30 protein-coding genes and 1 tRNA gene are annotated in these 24,788 nt (G+C 55.2%); all 31 read left to right on the top strand.

Going from position 1 to position 24,788, the window contains the following annotated elements; genetic code table 11:
- Nucleotides 1-21: 21 nt before the first annotated feature.
- The 31 genes from AC1UK9_RS25385 to rplR all read left to right on the top strand — a co-directional run bounded on the left by AC1UK9_RS25385 (nt 22) and on the right by rplR (nt 24,788).
- Nucleotides 22-97, top strand: a tRNA-Trp gene (locus AC1UK9_RS25385).
- Between the two features lie 45 nt (nt 98-142).
- The gene (gene secE / locus AC1UK9_RS25380; protein WP_007916493.1) at nt 143-511 is read left to right on the top strand and encodes a preprotein translocase subunit SecE; all 369 of its coding nucleotides are present in this window, start codon (nt 143-145) and stop codon (nt 509-511) included.
- Between the two features lie 9 nt (nt 512-520).
- Nucleotides 521-1,054, top strand: coding sequence for a transcription termination/antitermination protein NusG (gene nusG / locus AC1UK9_RS25375; protein WP_025113545.1), 534 nt, complete (start codon nt 521-523; stop codon nt 1,052-1,054).
- Nucleotides 1,055-1,171: 117 nt separating this feature from the next.
- Nucleotides 1,172-1,603, top strand: a complete 432-nt coding sequence (gene rplK / locus AC1UK9_RS25370; protein WP_003228756.1) for a 50S ribosomal protein L11 — start codon at nt 1,172-1,174, stop codon at nt 1,601-1,603.
- Nucleotides 1,603-2,298 (top strand): 50S ribosomal protein L1, encoded by a 696-nt coding sequence (rplA, locus tag AC1UK9_RS25365; protein ID WP_003228754.1) that lies wholly within the window; start codon nt 1,603-1,605, stop codon nt 2,296-2,298. Before rplK ends, rplA begins: the two co-directional genes overlap by 1 nt.
- 198 nt (nt 2,299-2,496) lie before the next feature.
- Nucleotides 2,497-2,997 carry a 50S ribosomal protein L10 gene (rplJ, locus tag AC1UK9_RS25360; protein ID WP_025113546.1) on the top strand — a complete coding sequence of 167 codons (501 nt, stop codon included), beginning with the start codon at nt 2,497-2,499 and terminating at the stop codon, nt 2,995-2,997.
- Nucleotides 2,998-3,071: 74 nt separating this feature from the next.
- Nucleotides 3,072-3,437, top strand: a complete 366-nt coding sequence (gene rplL / locus AC1UK9_RS25355) for a 50S ribosomal protein L7/L12 (RefSeq protein ID WP_003228750.1) — start codon at nt 3,072-3,074, stop codon at nt 3,435-3,437.
- Between the two features lie 221 nt (nt 3,438-3,658).
- Nucleotides 3,659-7,732, top strand: coding sequence for a DNA-directed RNA polymerase subunit beta (gene rpoB / locus AC1UK9_RS25350; protein ID WP_025113547.1), 4,074 nt, complete (start codon nt 3,659-3,661; stop codon nt 7,730-7,732).
- Nucleotides 7,733-7,795: 63 nt separating this feature from the next.
- On the top strand, nt 7,796-11,995 hold the full coding sequence (gene rpoC, locus AC1UK9_RS25345) for a DNA-directed RNA polymerase subunit beta' (protein WP_025113548.1): 4,200 nt from the start codon (nt 7,796-7,798) through the stop codon (nt 11,993-11,995).
- A 215-nt stretch (nt 11,996-12,210) separates the two neighbouring features.
- The gene (gene rpsL, locus AC1UK9_RS25340) at nt 12,211-12,582 is read left to right on the top strand and encodes a 30S ribosomal protein S12 (RefSeq protein WP_003186084.1); all 372 of its coding nucleotides are present in this window, start codon (nt 12,211-12,213) and stop codon (nt 12,580-12,582) included.
- 107 nt (nt 12,583-12,689) lie between these two features.
- Nucleotides 12,690-13,163 (top strand): 30S ribosomal protein S7, encoded by a 474-nt coding sequence (gene rpsG, locus AC1UK9_RS25335; RefSeq protein WP_003228745.1) that lies wholly within the window; start codon nt 12,690-12,692, stop codon nt 13,161-13,163.
- A 30-nt stretch (nt 13,164-13,193) separates the two neighbouring features.
- Nucleotides 13,194-15,299 carry an elongation factor G gene (fusA, locus tag AC1UK9_RS25330; RefSeq protein WP_025113549.1) on the top strand — a complete coding sequence of 702 codons (2,106 nt, stop codon included), beginning with the start codon at nt 13,194-13,196 and terminating at the stop codon, nt 15,297-15,299.
- A 31-nt stretch (nt 15,300-15,330) separates the two neighbouring features.
- The gene (gene tuf / locus AC1UK9_RS25325; protein WP_038362141.1) at nt 15,331-16,524 is read left to right on the top strand and encodes an elongation factor Tu; all 1,194 of its coding nucleotides are present in this window, start codon (nt 15,331-15,333) and stop codon (nt 16,522-16,524) included.
- Nucleotides 16,525-16,682: 158 nt separating this feature from the next.
- Nucleotides 16,683-16,994, top strand: coding sequence for a 30S ribosomal protein S10 (gene rpsJ, locus AC1UK9_RS25320; protein WP_003186070.1), 312 nt, complete (start codon nt 16,683-16,685; stop codon nt 16,992-16,994).
- Nucleotides 16,995-17,074: 80 nt separating this feature from the next.
- Entirely contained in the window at nt 17,075-17,710 is a 636-nt protein-coding gene (gene rplC / locus AC1UK9_RS25315) for a 50S ribosomal protein L3 (RefSeq protein ID WP_003228738.1), read from the top strand.
- 12 nt (nt 17,711-17,722) lie between these two features.
- The gene (gene rplD, locus AC1UK9_RS25310; RefSeq protein ID WP_003228735.1) at nt 17,723-18,325 is read left to right on the top strand and encodes a 50S ribosomal protein L4; all 603 of its coding nucleotides are present in this window, start codon (nt 17,723-17,725) and stop codon (nt 18,323-18,325) included.
- Nucleotides 18,322-18,621, top strand: coding sequence for a 50S ribosomal protein L23 (gene rplW / locus AC1UK9_RS25305; protein ID WP_002555488.1), 300 nt, complete (start codon nt 18,322-18,324; stop codon nt 18,619-18,621). Before rplD ends, rplW begins: the two co-directional genes overlap by 4 nt.
- Before the next feature lie 14 nt (nt 18,622-18,635).
- On the top strand, nt 18,636-19,460 hold the full coding sequence (gene rplB / locus AC1UK9_RS25300; protein ID WP_003228734.1) for a 50S ribosomal protein L2: 825 nt from the start codon (nt 18,636-18,638) through the stop codon (nt 19,458-19,460).
- A 16-nt stretch (nt 19,461-19,476) separates the two neighbouring features.
- Nucleotides 19,477-19,752: a 30S ribosomal protein S19 gene (gene rpsS / locus AC1UK9_RS25295; protein WP_003228731.1), complete on the top strand. Its 276-nt coding sequence runs from the start codon at nt 19,477-19,479 to the stop codon at nt 19,750-19,752.
- An 11-nt stretch (nt 19,753-19,763) separates the two neighbouring features.
- Nucleotides 19,764-20,096 carry a 50S ribosomal protein L22 gene (rplV, locus tag AC1UK9_RS25290; RefSeq protein WP_003103908.1) on the top strand — a complete coding sequence of 111 codons (333 nt, stop codon included), beginning with the start codon at nt 19,764-19,766 and terminating at the stop codon, nt 20,094-20,096.
- A gap of 13 nt (nt 20,097-20,109) precedes the next feature.
- A complete protein-coding gene (gene rpsC, locus AC1UK9_RS25285; protein WP_003176422.1) occupies nt 20,110-20,796 on the top strand; it encodes a 30S ribosomal protein S3 in 687 nt (228 codons plus the stop codon).
- 12 nt (nt 20,797-20,808) lie between these two features.
- Nucleotides 20,809-21,222: a 50S ribosomal protein L16 gene (gene rplP, locus AC1UK9_RS25280; RefSeq protein WP_003228729.1), complete on the top strand. Its 414-nt coding sequence runs from the start codon at nt 20,809-20,811 to the stop codon at nt 21,220-21,222.
- Nucleotides 21,222-21,413, top strand: coding sequence for a 50S ribosomal protein L29 (gene rpmC / locus AC1UK9_RS25275; protein ID WP_002555481.1), 192 nt, complete (start codon nt 21,222-21,224; stop codon nt 21,411-21,413). Before rplP ends, rpmC begins: the two co-directional genes overlap by 1 nt.
- A 2-nt stretch (nt 21,414-21,415) precedes the next feature.
- The gene (gene rpsQ, locus AC1UK9_RS25270) at nt 21,416-21,682 is read left to right on the top strand and encodes a 30S ribosomal protein S17 (RefSeq protein WP_003194644.1); all 267 of its coding nucleotides are present in this window, start codon (nt 21,416-21,418) and stop codon (nt 21,680-21,682) included.
- A gap of 23 nt (nt 21,683-21,705) precedes the next feature.
- Entirely contained in the window at nt 21,706-22,074 is a 369-nt protein-coding gene (gene rplN / locus AC1UK9_RS25265) for a 50S ribosomal protein L14 (protein WP_002555479.1), read from the top strand.
- A gap of 11 nt (nt 22,075-22,085) precedes the next feature.
- Nucleotides 22,086-22,400: a 50S ribosomal protein L24 gene (gene rplX, locus AC1UK9_RS25260; protein WP_003186046.1), complete on the top strand. Its 315-nt coding sequence runs from the start codon at nt 22,086-22,088 to the stop codon at nt 22,398-22,400.
- A gap of 20 nt (nt 22,401-22,420) precedes the next feature.
- Nucleotides 22,421-22,960: a 50S ribosomal protein L5 gene (gene rplE / locus AC1UK9_RS25255; RefSeq protein ID WP_003210069.1), complete on the top strand. Its 540-nt coding sequence runs from the start codon at nt 22,421-22,423 to the stop codon at nt 22,958-22,960.
- Between the two features lie 13 nt (nt 22,961-22,973).
- Nucleotides 22,974-23,279, top strand: a complete 306-nt coding sequence (rpsN, locus tag AC1UK9_RS25250) for a 30S ribosomal protein S14 (RefSeq protein ID WP_003228726.1) — start codon at nt 22,974-22,976, stop codon at nt 23,277-23,279.
- Between the two features lie 209 nt (nt 23,280-23,488).
- On the top strand, nt 23,489-23,881 hold the full coding sequence (gene rpsH / locus AC1UK9_RS25245; protein ID WP_007918458.1) for a 30S ribosomal protein S8: 393 nt from the start codon (nt 23,489-23,491) through the stop codon (nt 23,879-23,881).
- A gap of 12 nt (nt 23,882-23,893) precedes the next feature.
- A complete protein-coding gene (gene rplF / locus AC1UK9_RS25240) occupies nt 23,894-24,427 on the top strand; it encodes a 50S ribosomal protein L6 (protein ID WP_003176412.1) in 534 nt (177 codons plus the stop codon).
- Nucleotides 24,428-24,437: 10 nt separating this feature from the next.
- Nucleotides 24,438-24,788, top strand: coding sequence for a 50S ribosomal protein L18 (gene rplR / locus AC1UK9_RS25235; RefSeq protein WP_003186037.1), 351 nt, complete (start codon nt 24,438-24,440; stop codon nt 24,786-24,788).

Genomic DNA, 24,788 nt, shown 5'->3' with positions numbered 1-24,788 from the left:
TGGTCGGCCTGATTTTGTTTTAGGTCAGTAGCTCAATTGGCAGAGCGACGGTCTCCAAAACCGTAGGTTGGGGGTTCGATTCCCTCCTGACCTGCCAGATTCACTCGGTGTGTCTGGCTTTCTTTTCACAGGATCTTCATAGATGACTCCTAAAGCTGAAGCTCAAGGCTCTCGCTTCGATCTGCTCAAGTGGCTTGTAGTTGTCGCTTTGGTGGTTGTTGGCGTTGTTGGCAATCAGTATTACTCTGCTTCGCCGATCCTGTACCGTGTACTCGCATTGCTTGTCATTGCTGCTGTAGCTGCCTTTGTAGGCCTGCAGACTGCGAAGGGCAAGTCTTTCTTTGTGCTGGTTAAGGAAGCTCGTACCGAGATTCGTAAAGTCGTGTGGCCAACTCGCCAAGAAACCACGCAGACCACCCTGATTGTGGTGGCTGTTGTTCTGGTTATGGCGTTGCTGTTGTGGGGTCTTGATTCCCTGCTCGGTTGGCTTGTTTCCTTGATTGTCGGCTAAGGGTGTCCCGTGGCTAAGCGTTGGTATGTTGTGCATGCTTACTCGGGTTACGAGAAGCATGTGATGCGCTCGCTGATCGAGCGCGTAAAGCTGGCTGGCATGGAAGATGGCTTCGGCGAGATTCTGGTTCCCACTGAAGAAGTGGTTGAAATGCGTAATGGCCAGAAGCGCAAAAGCGAGCGTAAGTTCTTCCCAGGTTACGTGCTGGTTCAGATGGATATGAATGAGGGTACCTGGCACTTGGTCAAGGATACTCCTCGGGTGATGGGCTTTATTGGCGGTACCGCTGACAAGCCTGCGCCAATTACCGACAAAGAGGCGGAAGCCATCCTGCGTCGTGTGGCTGATGGTAGTGATAAGCCGAAGCCGAAGACTTTGTTTGAGCCAGGTGAAGTGGTTCGTGTTACTGACGGCCCATTCGCTGACTTTAACGGCACTGTTGAAGAAGTTAACTACGAAAAGAGCCGTGTCCAAGTGGCAGTGCTTATTTTCGGTCGCTCTACTCCGGTAGAGTTGGAGTTCAGTCAGGTCGAAAAGGTCTAACTGAACAAGCATCCCAACCCCGCAGCCCTAGGCTGTGGGGTTTTGTCGTCACTGGGATAAACGCGCAAGTAACCGGGGAGCCTTTCGAGGCGTTCGAACCCGTAATTGGAGTGCCTCATGGCCAAGAAGATTACCGCTTACATCAAGCTGCAAGTGAAGGCCGCTCAGGCTAACCCAAGCCCACCTGTTGGTCCTGCTCTGGGTCAGCACGGCGTGAACATCATGGAATTCTGCAAGGCTTTCAACGCCCGTACTCAGGGTCTTGAAGCAGGTCTGCCGACTCCAGTGATCATCACTGTCTACAGCGACCGTAGCTTCACTTTCGAAACCAAATCCACCCCTGCTTCGGTTCTGCTGAAGAAGGCGGCCGGTCTGACCAGCGGTTCCGCTCGTCCGAACACCGTTAAGGTTGGCACTGTTACCCGTGCTCAGCTGGAAGAAATCGCGAAAACCAAAAACGCGGATCTGACTGCAGCTGATATGGATGCAGCCGTGCGTACTATCGCCGGTTCTGCTCGTAGCATGGGCCTTAACGTGGAGGGTGTGTAATGGCTAAGCTGACCAAGCGTCAAAAGGCTATCGCCGGCAAAATCGAAGCAGGCAAGGCCTACAACATTGTAGATGCTGCTGCTCTGCTGGCTGAGCTGTCGACTGTCAAGTTCAGCGAGTCGTTTGACGTTGCTGTAAACCTGGGTGTAGATCCGCGTAAATCTGACCAGGTTGTTCGTAGCGCTACTGTGCTGCCACACGGCACTGGCAAGACCGTTCGCGTTGCTGTGTTCACCCAGGGTCCAGCTGCTGAGGCCGCTCTGGCTGCCGGCGCTGACCGTGTAGGTATGGACGACCTGGCTGCCGAAATGAAAGGCGGCGACTTGAACTATGACGTAGTGATCGCATCCCCGGATGCCATGCGCGTTGTAGGTCAACTGGGTCAGATCCTCGGTCCACGTGGCCTGATGCCTAACCCGAAAGTCGGCACCGTTACTCCAGACGTAGCCACCGCGGTTAAAAACGCCAAGGCTGGTCAGGTTCGTTATCGCACCGACAAAAACGGCATCATCCACACTTCCGTTGGCAAGATCGGCTTTGATGCCGTCAAGCTGAAGGAAAACGTTGAAGCTCTGATCGCTGATCTGAAGCGCATCAAACCAGCTTCTTCGAAAGGTATTTACGTCAAGCGCGTTACCCTGAGCACCACTATGGGCCCAGGTCTGGTTATCGACCAGAGCTCGCTGGACGCGTAAGACAAAGGTTGGCGCGACTGTTCGCGCCAATTGAAAGATTGGGGTCCCTGCCTGGCGGGGGCTATCCAAGACCGTAGGCGGCGCAAGCCTTAAACCATAAGCCTACGCAGATGGTGCTCCCGGTTCCTTACCGAATCAGACACCAAAACGACATTCGGTTTCGGCCGAGTGAAACGGTAACAAGCAGGAGTTAAACCCGTGGCAATTAATCTCGAAGACAAGAAGGCCATCGTCGCTGAAGTCAACGAGGCTGCCAAAGTCGCTCTGTCCGCTGTCGTGGTTGATGCCCGTGGCGTAACAGTAGGCGCAATGACCGGACTCCGTAAAGAGGCTCGTGAGGCTGGCGTTTACGTACGCGTTGTACGTAACACCCTGCTCAAGCGCGCTGTTGCTGACACTGAATTCAGTGTTCTCAACGACGTGTTCACCGGCCCGACCCTGATTGCATTCTCGAACGAACATCCGGGCGCTGCTGCCCGTATCTTCAAAGAGTTTGCCAAGGGTCAGGACAAGTTCGAGATCAAGGCAGCTGCGTTCGAGGGCAAGTTCCTCGCAGCTAATCAGATCGACGTACTGGCAACTCTGCCGACCCGTGACGAAGCAATTTCTCAGCTGATGAGCGTGATTCAAGGCGCTACCAGCAAGTTGGCTCGTACTCTGGCGGCAATTCGCGACCAGAAAGAAGCTGCCGCAGCCTAAGGCTCGTCAACTTCTCGCGTTTTTTGTTTATTTCGATGGTCGCGAAGGCCGTCCCCCAATTCAGGAATTGAGTCATGTCTCTGACTAACGAACAAATCATCGAAGCAATCGGCCAGAAATCCGTAGTGGAAATCGTTGAGCTGATCAAAGCGATGGAAGAAACCTTCGGTGTTACCGCTGCTGCTGCTTCGGCTGGTCCAGCTGCTGCTGCCGCTGTTGTTGAAGAGCAAACCGAGTTCAACGTTGTTCTGCTGGAAGCTGGCGAGAAGAAGGTTAACGTGATCAAGGCAGTTCGTGAACTGACCGGTCTGGGCCTGAAAGAAGCCAAAGAGAAAGTAGACGGCGCTCCTCAGGTTGTAGCTGAAGGCGTTTCGAAAGAAGCTGCTGAAGACGCCAAGAAGAAGCTGGAAGAAGCAGGCGCTAAAGTCGAGCTGAAATAAGTATCGACTTTGCTCCTCCAGCCCGAGCGTCAAGCGACAGGCTGATGGCTGGTGGCTCTTGCCACCGGCCTTTTTCCGTTATTGGCAGCCGACTGGGTCGGTGCTGATAAAGGCGCTGTAACCACCCGATGCGGTGGCGCAAACCATGGGGTTTGCACGATTTTCTGGCTGCTCCCGTCGGGAGGGGCCAAACAAGCAGGTGACCAAGCTGGGGAACGCTGATGGCTTACTCATATACTGAGAAAAAACGTATCCGCAAGGACTTTAGCAAGTTGCCGGACGTCATGGATGTGCCGTACCTCCTGGCCATCCAGCTGGATTCGTATCGTGAATTCTTGCAAGCGGGAGCGACTAAAGATCAGTTCCGCGACGTGGGCCTGCATGCGGCCTTCAAATCCGTTTTCCCGATCATCAGCTACTCCGGCAATGCTGCGCTGGAGTACGTCGGTTATCGCCTGGGCGAACCGGCATTTGATGTCAAAGAATGCGTATTGCGCGGTGTAACTTTCGCCGTACCTTTGCGGGTAAAAGTGCGCCTGATCATTTTCGACAAAGAGTCGTCGAACAAAGCGATCAAGGACATCAAAGAGCAAGAAGTCTACATGGGTGAAATCCCATTGATGACTGAGAACGGTACCTTCGTAATCAACGGTACCGAGCGTGTTATCGTTTCCCAGCTGCACCGTTCCCCGGGCGTGTTCTTCGACCACGACCGTGGCAAGACGCACAGCTCCGGTAAACTGCTGTACTCGGCGCGTATCATTCCTTACCGCGGTTCGTGGCTGGACTTCGAGTTCGACCCGAAAGACTGCGTGTTCGTGCGTATCGACCGTCGTCGCAAGCTGCCGGCCTCGGTATTGCTGCGTGCGCTCGGTTACACCACTGAAGAAGTGCTCGACGCGTTCTACACCACCAACGTCTTCCACCTGAGCGGCGAAACCCTCAGCCTGGAACTGGTGCCATCGCGCCTGCGTGGTGAAATCGCGGTTCTGGATATTCAGGACGAGAAGGGCAAGGTCATCGTTGAAGCGGGCCGCCGTATTACCGCGCGCCACATCAACCAGATCGAAAAAGCCGGTATCAAGACGCTGGAAGTACCTCTGGACTACGTCCTGGGTCGCACCACCGCCAAGGTCATCGTGCACCCGGCTACCGGCGAAATCCTGGCAGAGTGCAACACTGAGCTGAACACCGAAGTCCTGGCAAAAATTGCCAAGGCCGGCGTTGTTCGCATCGAAACTCTGTACACCAACGACATCGACTGCGGTCCGTTTGTCTCTGACACTCTGAAGATCGACTCCACCAGCAACCAATTGGAAGCGCTGGTCGAGATCTATCGCATGATGCGTCCAGGCGAGCCGCCAACCAAAGACGCTGCCGAAACCCTGTTCAACAACCTGTTCTTCAGCCCTGAGCGCTACGATCTGTCTGCGGTCGGCCGGATGAAGTTCAACCGTCGTATCGGTCGTACCGAGATCGAAGGTTCGGGCGTGCTGTGCAAGGAAGATATCGTCGCGGTACTGAAGACTCTGGTCGACATCCGTAACGGTAAAGGCATCGTCGATGACATCGACCACCTGGGTAACCGTCGTGTTCGCTGCGTAGGCGAAATGGCCGAGAACCAGTTCCGCGTTGGCCTGGTGCGTGTTGAGCGTGCGGTCAAAGAGCGTCTGTCGATGGCTGAAAGCGAAGGCCTGATGCCGCAAGACCTGATCAACGCCAAGCCAGTGGCTGCGGCGGTGAAAGAGTTCTTCGGTTCCAGCCAGCTCTCGCAGTTCATGGACCAGAACAACCCGCTGTCCGAGATCACCCACAAGCGTCGTGTCTCTGCACTCGGCCCTGGTGGTCTGACTCGTGAGCGCGCAGGCTTTGAAGTCCGTGACGTACACCCGACTCACTACGGTCGTGTATGCCCGATTGAAACGCCGGAAGGTCCGAACATCGGTCTGATCAACTCCCTGGCTGCTTACGCTCGCACCAACCAGTACGGCTTCCTGGAAAGCCCGTACCGCGTGGTTAAAGAGGGTGTGGTCACCGACGAGATCGTGTTCCTGTCCGCTATTGAAGAAGCCGATCACGTGATCGCGCAGGCTTCGGCGACCATGAACGACCAGAAAGTCCTGATCGACGAACTGGTAGCCGTACGTCACCTGAACGAATTCACCGTCAAGGCGCCTGAAGAAGTCACCTTGATGGACGTTTCGCCGAAGCAGGTAGTTTCGGTTGCAGCGTCGCTGATTCCGTTCCTCGAGCACGACGACGCCAACCGTGCGTTGATGGGTTCGAACATGCAGCGTCAAGCTGTACCAACCCTGCGCGCTGACAAGCCGCTGGTAGGTACCGGCATGGAGCGTAACGTAGCCCGTGACTCCGGCGTTTGCGTCGTGGCTCGTCGTGGCGGCGTGATCGACTCCGTCGACGCCAGCCGTATCGTGGTTCGTGTTGCTGATGATGAAGTGGAAACCGGCGAAGCTGGTGTCGACATCTACAACCTGACCAAATACACCCGCTCGAACCAGAACACCTGCATCAACCAGCGTCCGCTGGTGAGCAAGGGTGATCGCGTTCAGCGTAGCGACATCATGGCCGACGGCCCGTCCACCGACATGGGTGAACTGGCGCTGGGCCAAAACATGCGCATCGCGTTCATGGCATGGAACGGCTTCAACTTCGAAGACTCCATCTGCCTGTCCGAGCGTGTGGTTCAGGAAGACCGTTTCACCACGATCCACATTCAGGAACTGACCTGTGTGGCCCGTGACACCAAGCTTGGCCCAGAGGAAATCACTGCGGACATCCCGAACGTGGGTGAGGCTGCACTGAACAAGCTGGACGAAGCCGGTATCGTTTACGTAGGTGCTGAAGTAGGCGCAGGCGACATCCTGGTTGGCAAGGTCACTCCGAAAGGCGAGACCCAACTGACTCCGGAAGAAAAACTGCTGCGTGCGATCTTCGGTGAAAAAGCCAGCGACGTTAAAGACACCTCCCTGCGCGTACCTACCGGTACCAAAGGTACTGTCATCGACGTACAGGTCTTCACCCGTGATGGCGTTGAGCGTGACGCTCGTGCACTGTCGATCGAGAAGTCCCAGCTGGACGAGATCCGCAAGGATCTGAACGAAGAGTTCCGTATCGTTGAAGGCGCAACCTTCGAACGTCTGCGCTCCGCTCTGGTAGGCCACAAGGCTGAAGGCGGTGCTGGTCTGAAGAAAGGTCAGGACATCACCGACGAAGTTCTCGACGGTCTTGAGCATGGTCAGTGGTTCAAACTGCGCATGGCTGAAGATGCTCTGAACGAGCAGCTCGAAAAGGCTCAGGCCTACATCGTTGATCGTCGCCGTCTGCTGGACGACAAGTTCGAAGACAAGAAGCGCAAACTGCAGCAGGGCGATGACCTGGCTCCAGGCGTGCTGAAAATCGTCAAGGTTTACCTGGCAATCCGTCGCCGCATCCAGCCGGGCGACAAGATGGCCGGTCGTCACGGTAACAAAGGTGTGGTCTCCGTGATCATGCCAGTTGAAGACATGCCGCACGATGCCAATGGCACCCCGGTCGATGTGGTCCTCAACCCGCTGGGCGTACCTTCGCGTATGAACGTCGGTCAGATCCTTGAAACCCACCTGGGCCTCGCGGCCAAAGGTCTGGGCGAGAAGATCAACCGGATGATCGAAGAGCAGCGTAAAGTCGCTGAGCTGCGTACTTTCCTGGACGAGATCTACAACCAGATCGGCGGTCGTAACGAAGATCTGGACAGCTTCTCCGATCAGGAAATCCTGGATCTGGCGAAGAACCTGCGTGGCGGTGTTCCAATGGCCACTCCAGTGTTCGACGGTGCCAAGGAAAGCGAAATCAAGGCCATGCTGAAACTGGCAGACCTGCCGGAAAGCGGCCAGATGCAGCTGACTGACGGCCGTACCGGCAACAAGTTCGAGCGTCCAGTTACCGTTGGCTACATGTACATGCTGAAGCTGAACCACTTGGTAGACGACAAGATGCACGCGCGTTCTACCGGTTCGTACAGCCTGGTTACCCAGCAGCCGCTGGGTGGTAAGGCGCAGTTCGGTGGTCAGCGTTTCGGGGAGATGGAGGTCTGGGCACTGGAAGCATACGGTGCCGCTTACACTCTGCAAGAAATGCTCACAGTGAAGTCGGACGATGTGAACGGCCGTACCAAGATGTACAAAAACATCGTGGATGGCGATCACCGTATGGAGCCGGGCATGCCCGAGTCCTTCAACGTGTTGATCAAGGAAATTCGTTCCCTCGGCATCGATATCGATCTGGAAACCGAATAACACGTGACGCGATCGAGAGCGGGGCAGGACTGCCCGCTCTCTGCTCCGCCAGGAGGAAAGGCCTTGAAAGACCTACTGAATTTGCTGAAAAACCAGGGTCAAGTCGAAGAGTTCGACGCCATCCGTATCGGATTGGCCTCGCCTGAGATGATCCGCTCGTGGTCGTTCGGTGAAGTTAAAAAGCCGGAAACCATCAACTATCGTACGTTCAAACCTGAGCGTGACGGTCTGTTCTGCGCCAAGATCTTTGGCCCGGTAAAGGATTACGAGTGCCTGTGCGGTAAGTACAAGCGCTTGAAGCACCGTGGTGTGATCTGCGAGAAGTGCGGCGTTGAAGTTGCACTGGCCAAGGTTCGTCGTGAGCGCATGGCGCACATCGAACTGGCTTCGCCGGTTGCTCACATCTGGTTCCTGAAATCGCTGCCGTCCCGTATCGGCTTGCTGATGGACATGACCCTGCGTGATATCGAGCGCGTTCTCTACTTCGAGAGCTATGTCGTTATCGATCCAGGCATGACCACCCTTGAAAAAGGTCAGTTGCTGAACGACGAGCAGTACTTCGAAGCGCTGGAAGAGTTCGGTGACGACTTCGATGCCCGCATGGGTGCTGAAGCTGTCCGTGAACTGCTGCACGCTATCGACCTGGAGCACGAGATTGGCCGTCTGCGTGAAGAAATTCCGCAAACCAACTCCGAAACCAAGATCAAGAAGCTGTCCAAGCGTCTGAAGTTGATGGAAGCCTTCCAGGGTTCCGGCAACCTGCCAGAGTGGATGGTGCTGACCGTTCTGCCGGTTCTGCCGCCAGATCTGCGTCCACTGGTTCCGCTCGATGGCGGTCGTTTCGCGACTTCCGACCTCAACGATCTGTATCGTCGAGTGATCAACCGTAACAACCGTTTGAAGCGCCTGCTGGATCTGTCCGCTCCGGACATCATCGTGCGCAACGAAAAGCGTATGTTGCAGGAAGCTGTCGATGCTCTGCTCGACAACGGTCGTCGTGGCCGCGCTATCACCGGCTCCAACAAGCGTCCTCTGAAATCCCTGGCTGACATGATCAAGGGTAAGCAGGGTCGTTTCCGTCAGAACTTGCTCGGTAAGCGTGTTGACTACTCCGGTCGTTCGGTAATTACCGTAGGCCCGACCCTGCGTCTGCATCAGTGCGGTCTGCCGAAGAAGATGGCTCTCGAGCTGTTCAAGCCGTTCATTTTCGGCAAGCTGGAAATGCGTGGTCTCGCGACCACCATCAAAGCCGCCAAGAAAATGGTCGAGCGCGAACTGCCAGAGGTCTGGGACGTTCTCGCTGAGGTGATTCGCGAACACCCGGTTCTGCTCAACCGTGCACCGACCCTTCACCGTCTGGGTATCCAGGCGTTTGAGCCGGTACTGATCGAAGGTAAGGCTATCCAGCTGCACCCGCTGGTCTGCGCCGCGTACAACGCCGACTTCGACGGCGACCAAATGGCCGTGCACGTACCGCTGACGCTGGAAGCCCAGCTCGAAGCGCGTGCGTTGATGATGTCGACCAACAACATTCTGTCGCCAGCCAACGGTGAGCCAATCATCGTTCCGTCGCAGGACGTTGTATTGGGTCTGTACTACATGACTCGTGAAGCGATCAACGCCAAAGGCGAAGGTCGTGTGTTCGCGGATCTGCAGGAAGTTGACCGTGTGTTCCGTGCCGGCGAAGCCGCACTGCACGCCAAGGTCAAAGTTCGTATCAACGAAACCGTCAACGACCGTGACGGCAACAGCGTGAGCGGTACCCGTATCGTCGACACCACTGTCGGCCGTGCGCTGCTGTTCCAGGTTGTGCCAAAAGGTCTGTCGTACGACGTCGTCAACCTGCCAATGAAGAAAAAGGCGATCTCCAAGCTGATCAACCAGTGCTACCGCGTGGTTGGTTTGAAAGAGACCGTGATCTTCGCTGACCAGTTGATGTACACCGGTTTCGCTTACTCGACCATCTCCGGCGTTTCCATCGGTGTTAACGACTTCGTTATCCCGGACGAGAAAGCCCGCATCATCGGTGCAGCCACCGATGAAGTGAAAGAGATCGAGAGCCAGTACGCCTCCGGCCTGGTAACCCAGGGCGAGAAGTACAACAAAGTGATCGACCTTTGGTCGAAAGCGAACGACGAAGTTTCCAAGGCAATGATGGCCAACCTCTCGAAAGAGAAGGTTATCGACCGTCATGGCGTTGAAGTCGATCAAGAGTCTTTCAACTCGATGTACATGATGGCCGACTCGGGTGCGCGGGGTTCCGCAGCACAGATTCGTCAGCTGGCCGGTATGCGTGGTCTGATGGCCAAGCCGGACGGTTCCATCATTGAAACGCCGATTACTGCGAACTTCCGTGAAGGTTTGAGCGTACTTCAGTACTTCATCTCGACTCACGGTGCTCGTAAAGGTCTGGCGGATACCGCGTTGAAAACTGCGAACTCCGGTTACCTGACTCGTCGTCTGGTAGACGTGGCGCAGGATCTGGTTGTAACCGAGATCGATTGCGGCACCGAGCACGGTCTGCTGATGACTCCGCACATTGAAGGCGGTGACGTTGTAGAGCCGTTGGGTGAGCGCGTATTGGGTCGTGTTATTGCTCGTGACGTGTTCAAGCCAGGCACCGAGGACGTCATCGTTCCTGCTGGTACTCTGGTAGACGAGAAGTGGGTCGAGTTCATCGAGCTGAACAGCATCGACGAAGTGATCGTGCGTTCGCCGATCAGCTGCGAAACCCGCTATGGCATTTGCGCCAAGTGCTACGGCCGTGATCTGGCTCGTGGTCACCAGGTGAACATCGGTGAAGCGGTCGGCGTTATCGCTGCCCAGTCCATCGGTGAACCGGGTACCCAGCTGACGATGCGTACGTTCCACATCGGTGGTGCGGCAAGCCGTACTTCCGCAGCCGACAGCGTTCAGGTGAAGAATGGCGGTACCGTCCGTCTGCACAACCTGAAGCACGTTGAGCGAGTGGATGGTCACCTGGTTGCTGTGTCCCGTTCCGGTGAGCTGGCCATCGCTGATGACTTCGGTCGTGAGCGCGAGCGCTACAAGCTGCCGTACGGTGCCGTGATTTCGGTTAAAGAAGGTGACAAGGTCGACGCTGGCGCAATCGTGGCCAAGTGGGATCCGCACACTCACCCAATCGTTACCGAAATGAAAGGTACCGTGACCTACGTGGGCATGGAAGAGGGCATCACGATCAAGCGTCAGACTGACGAATTGACCGGTATGACCAACATTGAAGTACTCGACGCGAAAGATCGTCCAGCTGCGGGCAAAGAAATCCGTCCGGCAGTTAAGATGGTCGACGACAACGGCAAGGATCTGTTGCTGCCAGGCACTGACGTTATCGCTCAGTACTTCCTGCCAGCCAACGCCCTGGTCGGTGTTGCGGACGGTGCGAAGATCGCGATCGGTGATGTTATCGCTCGTATCCCGCAAGAAACTTCGAAGACTCGTGACATCACCGGTGGTCTGCCGCGTGTTGCTGACCTGTTCGAAGCCCGTCGTCCGAAAGAAGCGTCGATTCTGGCTGAAGTCAGCGGCACCATCGCGTTCGGTAAAGAGACCAAAGGCAAGCGCCGTCTGGTTATTACCCCGAACGACGGTAGCGATCCGTACGAAGAGCTGATTCCGAAGTGGCGTCACCTGAACGTGTTCGAAGGCGAACAGGTAAACCGCGGCGAAGTTATCTCCGACGGTCCAAGCGATCCGCACGACATCCTGCGTCTGCTGGGTGTGAGCGCGCTGGCCAAGTACATCGTTAACGAGATCCAGGACGTTTACCGTCTGCAAGGCGTGAAGATCAACGACAAGCACATCGAGACCATTCTGCGTCAGATGCTGCGTAAAGTTGAGATCTCCGAATCCGGCGATTCCAGTTTCATCAAGGGCGACCAGATGGAACTGACTCACGTACTGGTAGAGAACGAGCGTCTGGGCGCGGAAGACAAGTTTGTCTCCAAGTTCACTCGCGTTCTGCTGGGTATCACCAAGGCGTCGTTGTCCACCGAATCGTTCATATCGGCGGCTTCCTTCCAGGAAACCACCCGCGTACTGACCGAAGCGGCAGTCACCGGCAAGCGCGATTACCTGCGCGGCCTGAAAGAAAACGTGGTCGTGGGTCGTCTGATCCCGGCCGGTACCGGTCTGGCTTATCACAGCGAGCGCAAGCGTCGCCGTGATGCTGACAAGCCGTTGCGCGTAAGCGCCAGTGAAGTGGAAGCTGCACTGACCGAAGCGCTGAACTCGAGCGGTAACTGAGTTCTGCGGTAAATGAGCTGAGGCCCTGATCGCTCCGTTCGTCGAATCGAGACATATTGTCAAGGTTCGACAGGCGGGGAGGTCGGGGCCTTGCCTTGACTGGGGGCAAGATCCTCTTTAGACTCTTGATCCCCTAAATTTGGCGGGAATCCGTTCCTGCCATTTTGCTTTTCTTGCAAGACAATAGCGTCGCAAGACAACAGTGGAGCTAGTAGATGGCAACTATCAACCAGCTGGTACGTCAGCCGCGTAAGCGTATCGTCGAGAAATCCGACGTACCTGCGCTGCAGAACTGCCCGCAACGTCGTGGCGTGTGCACCCGTGTGTACACCACTACGCCGAAAAAACCTAACTCGGCACTGCGTAAAGTATGCCGTGTGCGTCTGACCAACGGTTTCGAGGTTTCCTCGTACATCGGTGGTGAAGGCCACAACCTGCAAGAGCACAGCGTGGTACTGATCCGCGGCGGTCGTGTAAAAGACTTGCCAGGTGTTCGTTACCACACCGTTCGCGGCTCCTTGGATACTTCCGGCGTTAAAGGCCGTAACCAGGGTCGTTCGAAGTACGGTACCAAGCGTCCGAAGTAATCGGCCGTTTTGCAGATTTTCATTTTATTGAGTCGATAAGAGTAAGGTCGGGCACGCATCCATTGGATCTGTCCCGAGCTAACCTGAAGACCGCTTGAGGGCTTATCATGCCAAGACGTCGCGTAGCAGCAAAGCGTGAGATTCTGGACGATCCGAAATACGGAAGCCAGATCCTCGCCAAATTCATGAACCACGTTATGGAAAGCGGCAAGAAAGCCGTTGCCGAACGTATCGTTTATGGTGCCCTGGAAACCGTGAAGGCTCGTAAGGCCGGCACCGATCCCCTGGAACTCTTCGAAAAAGCACTCGACGCCATCGCTCCGCTGGTCGAAGTGAAGTCGCGCCGCGTTGGTGGTGCTACTTACCAGGTTCCGGTCGAGGTTCGTCCTTCCCGCCGTAACGCTCTGGCAATGCGCTGGTTGGTAGACTTCGCCCGTAAGCGTGGCGAGAAGTCTATGGCTCTGCGCTTGGCTGGCGAACTGCTGGATGCTGCTGAAGGTAAAGGTGCTGCTGTTAAGAAGCGTGAAGACGTGCACCGTATGGCCGAAGCTAACAAAGCTTTCTCGCACTACCGCTTCTAATTTTAGCTTCACTAATTTTGCGAGGGCTTTATGGCTCGTACTACTCCGATTAGTCGCTACCGTAACATCGGTATCGTCGCTCACGTGGATGCTGGTAAAACCACCACCACCGAGCGCGTCCTTTTTTACACCGGCAAAAGTCACAAAATGGGCGAGGTGCATGACGGCGCCGCGACCACAGACTGGATGGTGCAGGAGCAGGAGCGTGGTATTACCATTACTTCTGCTGCCATCACCGCCTTCTGGAAAGGTTCCGAGAAGCAGTATGCGCACGAGCATCGCTTCAACGTAATCGATACCCCGGGCCACGTAGACTTCACCATTGAAGTTGAGCGTTCCCTGCGTGTACTCGACGGCGCTGTCGTTGTGTTCTGCGGTACTTCGGGTGTTGAGCCTCAGTCGGAAACCGTATGGCGTCAAGCCAACAAATACGGCGTTCCACGTCTTGTTTACGTAAACAAGATGGACCGTGCTGGTGCCAACTTCCTGCGCGTGATCGGTCAGATCAAGCAGCGTCTGGGTCACACTCCGGTGCCGATTCAGCTGGCTATCGGTTCCGAAGACAACTTCCAGGGTCAGATCGATCTGATCAACATGCAAGCTGTCTACTGGAACGACTCTGACAAAGGTATGGTCCCTGTTCGCAAGGACATTCCTGCCGAGCTTCAAGAGTTGGCTGAAGAGTGGCGCAACAACATGGTTGAAGCTGCCGCCGAAGCCAACGAAGAGCTGATGAACAAGTACCTGGAAGGCGAAGAGCTGTCGATCGAAGAGATCAAGGCTGCTTTGCGTCAGCGTACTATCGCCGGCGAAATCGTTCTGGCCGTTTGCGGTTCGTCGTTCAAGAACAAGGGTGTTCCCCTGGTTCTCGACGCCGTTATCGACTTCCTGCCTGCTCCGACCGACATTCCTGCTATCAAGGGTTCCAACCCTGATAACGAGGAAGAGGAGATGGAGCGTCACGCAAGTGATGACGAGCCGTTTGCTGCTCTGGCGTTCAAAATCGCTACCGACCCATTCGTGGGTACCTTGACCTTCGTCCGTGTTTACTCGGGCGTGTTGAACTCCGGCGACGGCGTGATCAACTCGGTTAAAGGCAAGAAAGAGCGCGTGGGTCGTATGGTGCAAATGCACGCAAACGCCCGTGAAGAGATCAAGGAAGTACGCGCTGGTGACATCGCGGCCCTGATCGGCATGAAGGACGTCACCACTGGTGAAACCCTCTGCAACGCTGACAAGCCAATCATCCTGGTACGTATGGACTTCCCGGAGCCGGTTATTTCGGTTGCCGTAGAGCCTAAGACCAAGGATGACCAGGAAAAAATGGGTATCGCTCTGGGCAAACTTGCTCAGGAAGACCCGTCTTTCCGCGTCAAGACTGATGAAGAGACTGGTCAAACGATCATCTCCGGCATGGGCGAGCTGCACCTGGACATCCTGGTTGACCGGATGCGCCGTGAGTTCAACGTCGAAGCTAACATCGGTAAGCCTCAGGTTTCCTATCGTGAGCGCATCACGAAGAACTGCGAAATCGAAGGCAAGTTCGTTCGTCAGTCCGGCGGTCGTGGCCAGTTCGGTCACTGCTGGATCCGTTTTGCTCCTGCTGACGAAGGTCAGGAAGGTCTGCAATTCGTGAACGAAGTAGTAGGTGGTGTGGTTCCTAAGGAATACATCCCGGCTATCCAGAAGGGTATCGAAGAGCAGATGAAGAACGGCGTTGTAGCCGGCTATCCGCTGATCGGCCTGAAGGCTACCGTGTTCGATGGTTCTTACCACGACGTCGACTCCAACGAGATGGCGTTTAAAGTGGCTGCTTCCATGGCGACCAAGCAACTGGCCCAGAAGGGCGGTGGTGAGTTGCTCGAGCCGATCATGGCGGTAGAGGTTGTTACGCCTGAAGACTATATGGGTGATGTGATGGGCGACCTTAACCGTCGTCGCGGCATGATCCAGGGTATGGAAGACACAGTGTCCGGCAAGGTTATCCGTGCCGAAGTTCCACTGGGTGAGATGTTCGGTTATGCGACCGACGTTCGTTCCATGTCTCAGGGTCGCGCAAGCTACTCTATGGAATTCAAAAAATACGATACGGCTCCGTCGCACATCGTCGAATCCGTTACCAAAAAACAAGGCTGATTCAGCCCCTTTAGGCTAGGAGTTAATTGTCGTGGCTAAAGAAAAATTTGATCGTTCCCTACCGCACGTAAACGTTGGCACCATTGGTCACGTTGACCACGGTAAAACCACTCTGACCGCTGCTCTGACTCGCGTTTGCTCCGAAGTTTTCGGTTCGGCCGTAGTTGAATTCGACAAGATCGACAGCGCTCCAGAAGAAAAAGCTCGCGGTATCACCATCAACACCGCACACGTTGAGTACAACTCGCTGATCCGTCACTACGCTCACGTTGACTGCCCAGGTCACGCTGACTATGTGAAGAACATGATCACTGGTGCTGCTCAAATGGACGGCGCTATTCTGGTTTGTTCGGCCGCTGATGGTCCGATGCCACAAACCCGTGAGCACATCCTGCTGTCCCGTCAGGTAGGCGTTCCGTACATCGTGGTTTTCCTGAACAAGGCTGACCTGGTAGACGACGCTGAGCTGCTGGAACTGGTTGAGATGGAAGTTCGCGACCTGCTGTCCACCTACGACTTCCCGGGCGATGACACTCCAATCATCATCGGTTCGGCTCGTATGGCGCTGGAAGGCAAAGACGACAACGAGATGGGCACCACTGCCGTCAAGAAGCTGGTTGAAACTCTGGACAGCTACATCCCAGAACCAGTTCGTATGATCGACAAGCCGTTCCTGATGCCAATCGAAGACGTATTCTCGATCTCGGGTCGCGGTACTGTTGTGACTGGTCGTATCGAGCGCGGTATCGTTCGCGTTCAGGATCCGCTGGAAATCGTTGGTCTGCGTGACACTACCGTTTCCACCTGCACGGGTGTTGAAATGTTCCGCAAGCTGCTCGACGAAGGTCGTGCTGGCGAGAACTGCGGCGTTCTGCTGCGTGGTACCAAGCGTGACGACGTTGAGCGTGGTCAGGTTCTGGTCAAGCCGGGTTCGGTTAAGCCGCACACCAAGTTCACCGCAGAAGTTTACGTTCTGAGCAAGGAAGAAGGCGGCCGTCACACTCCGTTCTTCAAAGGCTACCGTCCACAGTTCTACTTCCGTACTACTGACGTGACTGGTAACTGCGAGCTGCCAGAAGGCGTTGAAATGGTAATGCCAGGTGACAACATTCAGATGACTGTTACCCTGATCAAAACCATCGCGATGGAAGACGGTCTGCGTTTCGCTATCCGTGAAGGCGGTCGTACCGTCGGCGCTGGCGTCGTAGCCAAAATCATCGAGTAATTCTCTTTTATAGAGTCTGCTTGATGAATTGAAAAAGCCCCCGCTCAGCGGGGGCTTTTTTATTGGGTTGACACCTATCTGGGGCGTCTATAGAATTGCGCCTCCTTTTAACGGGCGTATTGCGCCCGGTGGGAATAGCAGCCGGAGTCTGAAATCCAATGCAAAATCAGCAAATCCGTATCAGGTTGAAGGCTTTCGACCATCGCCTGATCGACCAATCAACCCAGGAAATCGTGGAAACCGCGAAACGTACTGGTGCTCAAGTGCGTGGTCCAATTCCACTGCCTACCCGTAAAGAGCGGTTCACCGTTCTGGTTTCCCCGCACGTCAACAAAGACGCGCGTGACCAGTACGAAATCCGCACTCATAAGCGCGTTCTGGACATCGTCCAGCCAACGGATAAAACCGTTGATGCTCTTATGAAGCTTGATCTTGCGGCCGGTGTGGAAGTGCAGATCAGCCTCGGCTAAGACTCGGTCTTAGTCGTGTAACGCTCTGAAATGGGCGGCCATAGCGGGTGAAAGCCCCGTACACTCATGAGGTTTACAACATGACTATTGGTGTAGTCGGTCGTAAATGCGGTATGACCCGTATTTTCACCGAAGAAGGTGTCTCCATTCCGGTCACGGTCATTGAGATCGAGCCGAATCGCGTCACCCAGTTCAAAACTGAAGAGACCGATGGCTATCGTGCAGTGCAAGTCACTGTCGGCGAGCGTCGCGCTTCGCGTGTAACAGCAGCTCAAGCTGGCCACTTCGCCAAGGCGAACGTTGCCGCTGGTCGCACTACCATGGAATTCCGTCTTGAAGAAGGCGAGTACCAGGCTGGCGATCTGATCAACGCTGAAATCTTCGCCGCTGGTCAACTGGTTGATGTAACCGGTCAGTCCAAGGGTAAAGGCTTCCAGGGTACGATCAAGCGTTGGAATTTCCGCGGGCAAGATAACACCCACGGTAACTCCGTATCCCACCGCGTCCCAGGCTCTATCGGCCAGTGCCAGACTCCTGGTCGTGTATTCAAGGGCAAAAAAATGTCCGGTCATATGGGCGCTGAGCGCGTGACCGTGCAGTCCCTGGAAGTAGTGCGCGTGGACGCTGAACGCAATCTGTTGTTGGTCAAGGGCGCTGTTCCTGGCGCTACTGGCGGCAACCTGGTTGTACGTCCAGCAGCCAAGGCTCGCGGTTAAGGGGAAGCTGACATGCAATTAAATGTAAATGACGCTCAAGCGATCGAAGTTTCCGAACTGACATTTGGCGGCGAGTTCAACGAGACGCTGGTTCACCAAGCAGTCGTGGCCTACATGGCCGGCGGCCGTCAAGGTAGCAAGCAGCAAAAGACCCGTTCCGACGTTCGTGGTGGCGGCAAGCGCCCATGGCGTCAGAAAGGTACTGGCCGTGCTCGTGCCGGTACTATCCGTAGCCCAATCTGGCGTGGCGGTGGTACCACTTTCGCAGCTCGTCCACAGGATCACTCCCAGAAGCTGAACAAGAAGATGTATCGCGCAGCAATGCGTTCCATCCTTGCTGAGCTGGTGCGTACTGATCGTCTGGTCGTGGTTCAGGATTTCGCTGTTGAAACTCCGAAAACCAAAGATCTGCTGGGCAAACTGAACAACATGAGCCTGACCGACGTTCTGATCGTGTCTGACGCTGTTGATCAGAACCTGTACCTGGCTGCTCGTAACCTGCCTCACGTAGATGTACGTGACGTGCAAGGTTCCGATCCAGTTAGTCTGATCGCATACGACAAGGTGTTGATCACCGTGTCGGCCGTGAAGAAATTCGAGGAGCTGCTGGGATGAACCAGGAACGCGTATTTAAAGTTCTGCTTGGCCCGCACGTTTCCGAGAAGGCTACGGTTCTGGCAGACAAGAAAGGCCAGTTCGTTTTCAAGGTTGCTACTGACGCAACCAAGCTGGAAATCAAGAAGGCCGTCGAAAGCCTGTTCAGCGTGAAAGTAGAGCGCGTCACTACCCTGAACGTTCTGGGTAAGAGCAAGCGCACTGCTCGCGGTCTGGGCAAGCGTAATGACTGGAAGAAGGCAGTTATCTCCCTTCAGCCAGGCCAAGATCTCGATTTCAGCAGCAGTGCTGAGTAAGGAAGGGGTGCATCATGGCAATCGTTAAATGCAAACCGACTTCCCCTGGCCGCCGTTTTGTGGTCAAGGTGGTCAACCAGGAGCTGCATAAAGGCGCTCCTCACGCACCGCTGCTCGAGAAAAAATCGAAGACTGGTGGTCGTAACAACAATGGCCGTATTACCACTCGTCACATCGGTGGTGGTCATAAGCAGCATTACCGTATGGTCGATTTCCGTCGCAACGACAAAGATGGCATCGTCGCCACTGTCGAGCGTATCGAATACGATCCAAACCGTACTGCTCACATCGCACTGCTCTGCTACGCAGACGGCGAGCGCCGCTACATCATCGCCCCTAAAGGCGTGAGTGCTGGCGACCAGCTGATCGCAGGCGCTCTGGCTCCAATCAAGCCAGGCAACGCTCTGCAACTGCGCAACATTCCAGTCGGTTCTACCGTACACGGCATCGAACTGAAGCCAGGTAAAGGCGCACAGATCGCTCGTTCCGCTGGTGCTTCGGCTCAGCTGATCGCTCGTGAAGGCGTTTACGTTACCCTGCGTCTGCGTTCCGGTGAAATGCGTAAAGTCCTGGCTGAATGCCGTGCGACCCTGGGCGAAGTCTCGAACTCCGAGCACAGCCTGCGTTCGCTGGGTAAAGCTGGTGCCAAACGCTGGCGTGGCGTTCGCCCAACCGTTCGTGGTGTTGCCATGAACCCGGTTGACCACCCACATGGTGGTGGTGAAGGTCGTACCTCTGGTGGTCGTCATCCGGTATCGCCATGGGGCTTCCCGACTAAGGGCGCGAAGACTCGTGGTAATAAGCGTACCGACAAAATGATCGTCCGTCGTCGCAAGTAAATAGAGGGATACGACAGTGCCACGTTCTCTGAAAAAAGGTCCTTTTATTGATCTTCACCTACTGAAGAAGATCGAAGTGGCGGCGGAAAAGAACGATCGCAAACCAATTAAGACTTGGTCGCGTCGTTCGATGATCCTGCCACAAATGGTCGGTCTGACCATTGCAGTACACAACGGCCGTCAGCACGTCCCAGTTCTCGTGAACGAAGACATGGTTGGCCATAAACTGGGCGAGTTCGCCGGTACCCGCACTTATCGTGGGCACGTGGCTGACAAGAAAGCCAAGCGTTAAGGGGTAAGGAAATGGAAGTAGCCGCTAAGTTGTCGGGCGCTCGAATCTCCGCCCAGAAAGCCCGCTTGGTCGCCGACCAGATCCGCGGGAAGAAGGTGGGCGAAGCGCTCAACCTGTTGGCTTTCAGCAGTAAGAAAGCCGCCGAGATCATGAAGAAAGTGCTGGAGTCGGCCGTAGCCAACGCCGAGCATAACGAAGGCGCAGACGTTGATGACCTGAAGGTCAGCACCGTTTTCGTCAACGAAGGGCGTTCGCTGAAGCGCATCATGCCACGTGCCAAAGGCCGTGCTGATCGCATCGTCAAGCGGTCTTGCCATATCACTGTCAAGGTTGCTGACAAGTAACGGAGTCGAAGAGATGGGTCAGAAAGTACATCCCATTGGCATTCGCCTGGGAATCGTCAAGGAGCACACCTCCGTCTGGTACGCAGACGGTCGGACTTATGCGGACTACTTGTTCGCAGATCTGAAAGTGCGTGAGTATCTCCAAGACAAACTAAAAAGCGCGTCCGTAAGCCGTATCGATATCCATCGTCCGGCCCAAACTGCACGCATCACCATCCACACCGCTCGTCCAGGTATCGTTATCGGGAAGAAGGGTGAAGATGTTGAGAAACTGCGTCAGGACCTGACCAAGCAAATGGGTGTGCCTGTGCACATCAATATCGAAGAGATCCGCAAGCCGGAGCTCGACGGTATGCTGGTTGCGCAGAGCGTAGCTCAGCAGCTGGAGCGTCGTGTAATGTTCCGTCGCGCTATGAAGCGCGCTGTACAGAACGCCATGCGCATTGGTGCCAAAGGCATCAAAATCCAAGTGAGCGGTCGTCTCGGCGGTGCTGAAATCGCACGTACTGAATGGTATCGCGAAGGTCGTGTGCCACTGCACACCCTGCGTGCCGACATCGACTATGCCAACTACGAAGCTCACACCACTTACGGTGTGATCGGTGTAAAGGTTTGGATCTTCAAAGGCGAAGTAATTGGTGGTCGCCAAGAAGAGCTGAAGCCACAAGCACCAGCGCCTCGTAAAAAAGCTGCTAAGTAAGGGGTACGCCAAATGTTGCAACCAAAGCGTACGAAGTTCCGCAAGCAGATGACCGGCCACAACCGTGGTCTGGCACTGCGCGGTAGCAAAGTCAGCTTCGGCGAGTTCGCGCTGAAGTCTGTTGCTCGTGGTCGTCTCACCGCTCGTCAGATCGAGTCAGCGCGTCGTGCTCTGACCCGTCACGTAAAACGTGGCGGCAAGATCTGGATCCGTGTATTCCCGGACAAGCCGATCTCCAAAAAACCTCTCGAGGTTCGTATGGGTAAAGGTAAGGGTAACGTGGAGTACTGGGTTGCCCAGATTCAGCCAGGCAAAGTCCTGTATGAAATCGAGGGTGTTTCTGAAGAGCTGGCGCGTGAGGCTTTCGCCCTGGCTGCTGCAAAGCTGCCGCTCGCCACCTCCTTTGTTAAACGGACGGTGATGTGATGAAAGCGAATGAACTTCGTGAAAAATCCGCACAGCAGCTGAACGAGCAACTGCTCGGCTTGCTGCGCGACCAGTTCAATCTGCGCATGCAGAAAGCAACTGGCCAGTTGGGGCAGTCTCATCTGCTCTCGCAAGTTAAGCGTGACATCGCTCGCGTGAAGACTGTGCTCAACCAGCAGGCAGGTAAGTGATCATGGCTGAAGCCGAAAAAACTGTCCGTACGCTGACTGGCCGTGTTGTCAGCGACAAGATGGACAAAACCATCACCGTTCTGATCGAGCGTCGCGTTAAGCACCCGATCTACGGTAAATACGTTAAGCGTTCGACTAAGCTGCACGCGCACGACGAAACCAATCAGTGCCACATCGGCGACAAAGTCACTATTCGTGAAACTCGTCCGATGGCCAAGACCAAGTCTTGGGCGCTGGTTGATGTTCTCGAACGCGCTGTGGAAGTCTAAGGGCTAGGGGTCGGAGAAATTATATGATTCAGACTCAATCCATGCTCGATGTGGCCGATAACAGCGGCGCTCGCCGCGTTATGTGCATCAAGGTGCTGGGTGGCTCCCATCGTCGTTACGCTGGTATCGGTGACATCATCAAAGTTACCGTGAAGGAAGCAATTCCTCGCGGTAAAGTGAAAAAAGGCCAAGTGATGACTGCTGTTGTAGTCCGCACTCGTCACGGCGTACGTCGTGCTGATGGCTCCATTATCCGCTTTGATGGCAACGCTGCTGTTCTTCTGAACAACAAGCAAGAGCCGATCGGCACCCGTATCTTTGGGCCAGTGACCCGTGAACTTCGTACTGAGAAGTTCATGAAGATCGTCTCGCTCGCCCCAGAAGTGCTGTAAGGAGATCCGACATGCAAAAGATTCGTCGTGACGACGAGATCATCGTGATCGCCGGCAAAGACAAAGGTAAGCGCGGTAAGGTGCTGAAGGTTCTTGCTGACAACCGTCTGGTTGTTGGTGGTCTGAACCTGGTCAAGCGTCATACCAAGCCTAACCCGATGTCGGGCGTACAGGGCGGTATCGTCGAGAAAGAAGCGCCACTGCACGCTTCCAACGTCGCCATCTTCAACGGCGAAACCAACAAGGCTGACCGCGTTGGTTTCAAAGTAGAAGACGGTAAGAAAATTCGTGTCTTCAAGTCGACCCAAAAAGCGGTTGATGCTTGAACACTGCTAGGTAGAAGACCATGGCACGACTAAAAGAGATTTACCGGAAGGAAATCGCTCCGAAACTTAAGGAAGAACTTAAGCTTTCGAACGTGATGGAAGTTCCGCGCGTTACCAAAATCACCCTGAACATGGGTCTGGGCGAAGCGATCGGCGACAAAAAAGTCATCGAGCACGCTGTTGCTGACCTGGAAAAGATCACCGGCCAAAAAGTCGTTGTGACCTACGCTCGTAAATCCATCGCTGGCTTTAAAGTCCGTGAAGGATGGCCGATCGGCGTCAAAGTGACTCTGCGCCGTGAGCGTATGTACGAGTTCCTGGATCGTCTGCTGTCGATCTCCCTGCCTCGGGTTCGCGACTTCCGCGGCCTGAATGCCAAGTCCTTCGATGGTCGTGGCAACTACAGCATGGGCGTGAAAGAGCAGATCATTTTCCCGGAAATCGACTACGACAAGATCGATGCTCTCCGCGGTCTGGACATTACCCTGACCACCACTGCCAAGAACGATGATGAAGGCCGCGCTCTGCTGCGTGCTTTCAAATTCCCGTTCCGCAACTGATTGGAGTAGGAAAATGGCCAAGAAGAGCATGAAAAACCGTGAGCTGAAGCGTCAGCTCACAGTTGCCAAGTACGCCACCAAGCGTGCAGCGCTGAAAGCTATCATCGTCGATCTGAACGCAAGTCCAGAAGCGCGTTGGGAAGCTACCGTAGCTCTGCAGAAGCAACCACGTGACGCAAGCGCTTCGCGCATGCGTAACCGTTGCCGCCTGACTGGTCGTCCGCATGGCGTTTACCGCAAGTTCGGCCTGGGCCGTAACAAACTGCGTGAAGCGGCAATGCGTGGTGACGTTCCAGGTCTGGTTAAAGCCAGCTGGTAATCGCTGTCAAAGTCTCGATGTTCGGGTTCGCAAGAACCTGACCATCGGTGGCCTTGAATCTGAATCAAGCCCCTTTTGGGGCTTGATTCATTTCTGGGGTGTGTCTAGAATGACCGGCTCGCCTGAGCCCGTGTTTTTCATGCCCGGAGTTTCTCGGCGACAAGTAGTAGCCGTAAGGCTAATTTTTCTGTATTAGGAGCGTCTAGCCCATGAGTATGCAGGACCCGTTAGCGGACATGCTAACTCGAATCCGTAATGCCCAGATGGCTGAAAAGTCTGTCGTAAGCATGCCGTCTTCCACGCTGAAGGTGGCTGTAGCAAAAGTCCTGAAGGACGAAGGTTACATCGCGGATTTTCAGATCACCACCGACGCTAAGCCGTCGTTGTCCATCGAGCTGAAGTACTTCGAAGGCCGTCCGGTTATCGAAGAAGTGAAGCGCGTTAGTCGTCCAGGCCTGCGTCAGTACAAGTCCGTTGAAGATCTGCCGAAAGTTCGTGGCGGTCTTGGCGTGTCTATCGTCTCCACCAACAAAGGTGTGATGACGGATCGTGCTGCGCGCGCTGCCGGTGTCGGCGGCGAAGTTCTTTGCACTGTGTTCTAAGGGGGGATAAGCATGTCTCGCGTCGCTAAGAACCCCGTTAAGCTGCCAGCCGGTGTCGAAGTAAAATTCGCAGGCCAACAGCTTTCGGTGAAGGGTGCCAAGGGTACTCTTGAACTGAACATCCATTCGTCCGTTGAGATCGTTGAAGAAGCTGGTGAGCTGCGTTTCGCTGCTCGCAATGGCGATCAACAGACTCGCGCAATGGCCGGTACCACGCGTGCGTTGGTAAACAACATGGTCCAAGGCGTAAGCCAAGGCTTCGAGCGCAAGCTCCAGCTGGTCGGTGTTGGTTACAAAGCGCAAGCAAAAGGCACGGTTTTGAACCTGGCCCTTGGCTTCTCGCACCCAGTGGATTACGAACTGCCGGAAGGCATCACCGCTGAGACTCCTAGCCAGACCGATATCCTGATCAAGGGCATCGACAAGCAGCTGGTAGGTCAAGTGGCCGCTGAGATCCGCGACTTCCGTCCACCAGAGCCGTACAAAGGCAAAGGTGTGCGCTACGCGGACGAAGTCGTCCGTCGTAAAGAAGCCAAGAAGAAGTAGGGCATAGCAAATGACCGACAAAAAAGTTACTCGACTGCGTCGCGCTCGCAAAGCACGCCTGAAAATGCACGAACTAGAAGTCGTGCGTCTCTGCGTGTTCCGCTCGTCGCAGCACATCTACGCCCAGGTCATCTCGGCCGACGGCAACAAAGTCCTGGCAAGCGCCTCGACTTTGGATAAAGAACTGCGTGATGGTGCCACTGGCAACATCGACGCGGCCACAAAGGTTGGCCAGCTGGTCGCTACGCGTGCTAAGGCCGCTGGCGTCTCGCAAGTGGCTTTCGACCGCTCTGGCTTCAAGTACCACGGCCGCGTTAAAGCGCTGGCTGATGCTGCTCGTGAAGCTGGGCTGGAGTTCTAA

It is taken from the genome of Pseudomonas sp. AK-TSAG1-1 (assembly GCF_056821665.1).
This window is presented reverse-complemented; position numbering and strand designations above follow the sequence as displayed.

Excerpts from the sequence above, each read along its gene's own strand:
- rpsL (WP_003186084.1), top strand. The coding sequence starts at position 12,211 with ATGGCAACTATCAACCAGCTGGTACGTCAGCCGCGTAAGCGTATCGTC.
- rplD (WP_003228735.1), top strand. The coding sequence starts at position 17,723 with ATGCAATTAAATGTAAATGACGCTCAAGCGATCGAAGTTTCCGAACTG.
- rplA (WP_003228754.1), top strand. The coding sequence starts at position 1,603 with ATGGCTAAGCTGACCAAGCGTCAAAAGGCTATCGCCGGCAAAATCGAA.
- rplX (WP_003186046.1), top strand. The coding sequence starts at position 22,086 with ATGCAAAAGATTCGTCGTGACGACGAGATCATCGTGATCGCCGGCAAA.
- rpoB (WP_025113547.1), top strand. The coding sequence starts at position 3,659 with ATGGCTTACTCATATACTGAGAAAAAACGTATCCGCAAGGACTTTAGC.
- rplP (WP_003228729.1), top strand. The coding sequence starts at position 20,809 with ATGTTGCAACCAAAGCGTACGAAGTTCCGCAAGCAGATGACCGGCCAC.
- rpsN (WP_003228726.1), top strand. The coding sequence starts at position 22,974 with ATGGCCAAGAAGAGCATGAAAAACCGTGAGCTGAAGCGTCAGCTCACA.
- secE (WP_007916493.1), top strand. The coding sequence starts at position 143 with ATGACTCCTAAAGCTGAAGCTCAAGGCTCTCGCTTCGATCTGCTCAAG.
- fusA (WP_025113549.1), top strand. The coding sequence starts at position 13,194 with ATGGCTCGTACTACTCCGATTAGTCGCTACCGTAACATCGGTATCGTC.
- rpsC (WP_003176422.1), top strand. The coding sequence starts at position 20,110 with ATGGGTCAGAAAGTACATCCCATTGGCATTCGCCTGGGAATCGTCAAG.
- rplL (WP_003228750.1), top strand. The coding sequence starts at position 3,072 with ATGTCTCTGACTAACGAACAAATCATCGAAGCAATCGGCCAGAAATCC.
- rplB (WP_003228734.1), top strand. The coding sequence starts at position 18,636 with ATGGCAATCGTTAAATGCAAACCGACTTCCCCTGGCCGCCGTTTTGTG.
- rplN (WP_002555479.1), top strand. The coding sequence starts at position 21,706 with ATGATTCAGACTCAATCCATGCTCGATGTGGCCGATAACAGCGGCGCT.
- rpsG (WP_003228745.1), top strand. The coding sequence starts at position 12,690 with ATGCCAAGACGTCGCGTAGCAGCAAAGCGTGAGATTCTGGACGATCCG.
- rpmC (WP_002555481.1), top strand. The coding sequence starts at position 21,222 with ATGAAAGCGAATGAACTTCGTGAAAAATCCGCACAGCAGCTGAACGAG.
- rplK (WP_003228756.1), top strand. The coding sequence starts at position 1,172 with ATGGCCAAGAAGATTACCGCTTACATCAAGCTGCAAGTGAAGGCCGCT.
- rplE (WP_003210069.1), top strand. The coding sequence starts at position 22,421 with ATGGCACGACTAAAAGAGATTTACCGGAAGGAAATCGCTCCGAAACTT.
- rplW (WP_002555488.1), top strand. The coding sequence starts at position 18,322 with ATGAACCAGGAACGCGTATTTAAAGTTCTGCTTGGCCCGCACGTTTCC.
- rplF (WP_003176412.1), top strand. The coding sequence starts at position 23,894 with ATGTCTCGCGTCGCTAAGAACCCCGTTAAGCTGCCAGCCGGTGTCGAA.
- rplC (WP_003228738.1), top strand. The coding sequence starts at position 17,075 with ATGACTATTGGTGTAGTCGGTCGTAAATGCGGTATGACCCGTATTTTC.
- rplV (WP_003103908.1), top strand. The coding sequence starts at position 19,764 with ATGGAAGTAGCCGCTAAGTTGTCGGGCGCTCGAATCTCCGCCCAGAAA.
- rpsQ (WP_003194644.1), top strand. The coding sequence starts at position 21,416 with ATGGCTGAAGCCGAAAAAACTGTCCGTACGCTGACTGGCCGTGTTGTC.
- rpsH (WP_007918458.1), top strand. The coding sequence starts at position 23,489 with ATGAGTATGCAGGACCCGTTAGCGGACATGCTAACTCGAATCCGTAAT.
- rplR (WP_003186037.1), top strand. The coding sequence starts at position 24,438 with ATGACCGACAAAAAAGTTACTCGACTGCGTCGCGCTCGCAAAGCACGC.
- rpsJ (WP_003186070.1), top strand. The coding sequence starts at position 16,683 with ATGCAAAATCAGCAAATCCGTATCAGGTTGAAGGCTTTCGACCATCGC.